Origin of the sequence: Methyloceanibacter marginalis (assembly GCF_001723295.1) — a bacterium.
Lineage (GTDB): Bacteria > Pseudomonadota > Alphaproteobacteria > Rhizobiales > Methyloligellaceae > Methyloceanibacter > Methyloceanibacter marginalis.
Window position 1 is genome coordinate 1 of record NZ_LPWD01000388.1, and the last position, 2,637, is coordinate 2,637.

The following is a 2,637-nucleotide window of genomic DNA, read 5'->3' on the forward strand; positions in this document are numbered from 1 at the left end:
TCGCCTTGGCCGCTTGCATGTTCGAGCGCGAAACGGGCGTTGCTCAAGGTGATCTCGCCCTCGGTCCAGGATACGTCGCTTGCCAGCTCGCCGTCTCCGATGCGCTCGAGACAGCCGGGGTTTCGCGCATCCAGGCCAGCACCGAGGGAATGGAGGCCGCCTTGGCCGAAAGCCGGCCTTGGCCTGTGAGATGCGGCGCGGTGGCGAGCGTGCCGTCGAAACGCGCGGCGATCGCTTTCGTGTCGAGCGCCAGCTGAATCTCGGCCGGCCGTTGCGCTCTCAGATCGGCGGGCGTGGTGACCTCGAAGCTGAACTGGACCGTCTGGTCTTTCCACTCAAGCGTGCCGCCGCCGATCAAGGGGGCGCCCACAGCCGGCAGGCTCAACTGCGTGTCGATGTGCTCGATGCGCTTCTCTTCGGCGTCGTCGCCGTCATAGACGATGACGACCGTGCCGTCCTCGATGCGCACGTCCTTGAGGACCAGATCGCGACGCCGCTTATCGCCGTCGCCGTTCATCTGGGCCTTGGCAAACCGGATCTTCTTGAGCGGCTTTTCCGCATCGCCCCATCGCTGCGCCTCCTCGCCAAGGCGGACGGTGAGCACAGGGCGCTCCAGAACGATGCGCTCGGCATCGATCCGCCGGCTGAACAGATCGCTGAAAGCGAGATCGACCTTGAGCTTAGCGATGGAGAGATCGGCGGTGCCGGCTTGCGCCTCCGGGTCGACAATCTTGGCGTCGGAGATGACGATGTGCGGCCCGGGCGTGAACAAGAGGATCGTCGAGCCGTTCACCGTGAGATCGCGGCCGGTCTGCTCCTTGATGCGGGCGGCGACCCGCGCCTCCACCCAGTCGGCGGAGAGGACCAGATTGACGGCGGCGAGCAGCACCAGGAGCACGCCCACGGCCGCGCCGCCGATCTTGAGCGTCTTGCCCCAGGGGCCGCGCATCCATTCGCTGCGCCACCAACCCGCAAGCCGGCGGGAGGCGCTCCCAAGAGCCAGGTGTGGCGGGGGCGACGGCTCTTGCGGCACTCGCGCGGGTAGTTGCGGTTTTTGAGAGTGTTGGCTGTGCATGGAGGTTCCGGACGAGCCGCGAATTAGCCCGACAATTGCGGTAAGAATAGGAAGCCCGTGTGACGCGCGTCCGTCACGCGTTCGCGGCCTGTGCCCCGCCGCTAGCGCACCAGGATGGCGTGATTGTCCCAATGGTAGCGCGAGGACGTGCGCGCCACGATGCCGTCGGCGCCGCCAGTGGCGAGCGAGCCGTCGCCGCTGGTCAAGAGGAAGCTTGCGCTCCGGTGGGTCGGCGCGAGCCCGCAGCCGTCTCCGAGCGCACAGGTACCCAAAGAGCGCCGGGCGGTGACGTCCCAATAGGTGATAAGGCCGCCCTTCGGAGCGGAGGCGGCAACGATGGCGCCGCTGGCGTCGGCCGTGACCGACCCGATGTAATTGTTGAGCGCCGCTTGGGTCGTATCCGGGGTCGGCAGGACGACAAGCTCCTCGCCCCGGCGGTGGAACCCGATCAAGGGCGGCAGATCCCGTTCCGGCCCGCGATACTGGCAGCCGAACACGACCGTGTCGTTCTGCGCGACGGTGAGATGGCGGATCGACAACTGGTGAAGCTCGGGCGCGAGCCGCCGCTCCTCGACGAGATCGCCCGACTCGATGTCCACATAGACGAGCGAAGGCTGCATGTCGGCGAGGTTGAGCTCCTCGCGCTTGCGGTCGGGATGGGTGAGGATACCGCCATTGGCGACCACGGCGGTACGCCCGTCCGAAAGGAGTGCAAGGTCGTGCGGCCCGACCCCATAGCCGGCATGCTCGCCTATCTGCTTGTAGCCCGCGCTCGCGTCGCGAACCCCGATGACCCCCCGGCCCCGCCCGTAATCGTTTTCCGTGGTGTAGAGCAGCCGCCCGTCGGCGGAGAACACGCCATGGCCGAAGAAATGGCGGTCGGGCTTCGACGAGAACCAGACGGGCTCGCGCCCGTCCATGGGCACGGCGACGCCGAAGCGGCCGGGACGGCGCGCGAACGCCACCCATTCCTTGCCGCCCGGCCGGAGCGCGATGTCGTGGCCGCGGCTCGGCAACTCCACGGAGCGCAGATCGCCGCGCTCCAAATCGAAAAGCGCCGCCGAGTAGGTACCGCGATCATCCTTGCGCGCGGCGGCGAAGCGCTCCGGCGCAAAGGCCGCGGCAACGGATTGGGGGACGCTCAGCGCCGCCGTGGCGCCGGCGAGACTTACGAGAAGCGTGCGCCTGTCGAGCTGCATATCAGTCTCCATCGATCTCAATCTCCATCCATGGCGTTGAAACCGAAGCTGAGGCCGGCGCCTTGCGCGATGAGACTCGACGCCGTGTCGCGCGCGCTCTTCAGGGCCACGCGCAAGGCCTCCAGCTTGTTACGCTGCGCCGGTTCCTGGACCGCCTCGGCGATGGGAGTGTTCTCCGCTTCGAGAATTCGAATGACGCGATCGAGGTCGAACAGGATCGAATCCTCGACGCCGGGAGACTCGCCGGCGACGATGGCGGCGAAGCCGCTCCCGACAAACAGCTCCCGCACGCCTTTGAGGTTGCCGGCCATGTTGGGAAAGCTGAGACCGCTGCGCCAGAAGGCGGCAAGGCGCGGGCGCGCC

The 2,637-nt window shown here is 67.5% G+C and carries 3 protein-coding genes; all 3 read right to left on the reverse strand.

Annotation, left to right across the window (positions count from 1 at the left end; all coding sequences use genetic code 11):
* Window positions 1-43 precede the first annotated feature (43 nt).
* On the reverse strand, window positions 44-949 hold the full coding sequence (locus AUC71_RS13320) for an AsmA family protein (RefSeq protein ID WP_069624642.1): 906 nt from the start codon (window positions 947-949) through the stop codon (window positions 44-46).
* 227 nt (window positions 950-1,176) lie between these two features.
* Window positions 1,177-2,274 (reverse strand): DUF1513 domain-containing protein, encoded by a 1,098-nt coding sequence (locus tag AUC71_RS13325; protein ID WP_158007853.1) that lies wholly within the window; start codon window positions 2,272-2,274, stop codon window positions 1,177-1,179.
* Window positions 2,275-2,291: 17 nt separating this feature from the next.
* A partial coding sequence (locus tag AUC71_RS13330; RefSeq protein WP_280139318.1) for an imelysin family protein occupies window positions 2,292-2,637 on the reverse strand: 346 nt, incomplete at its 5' end.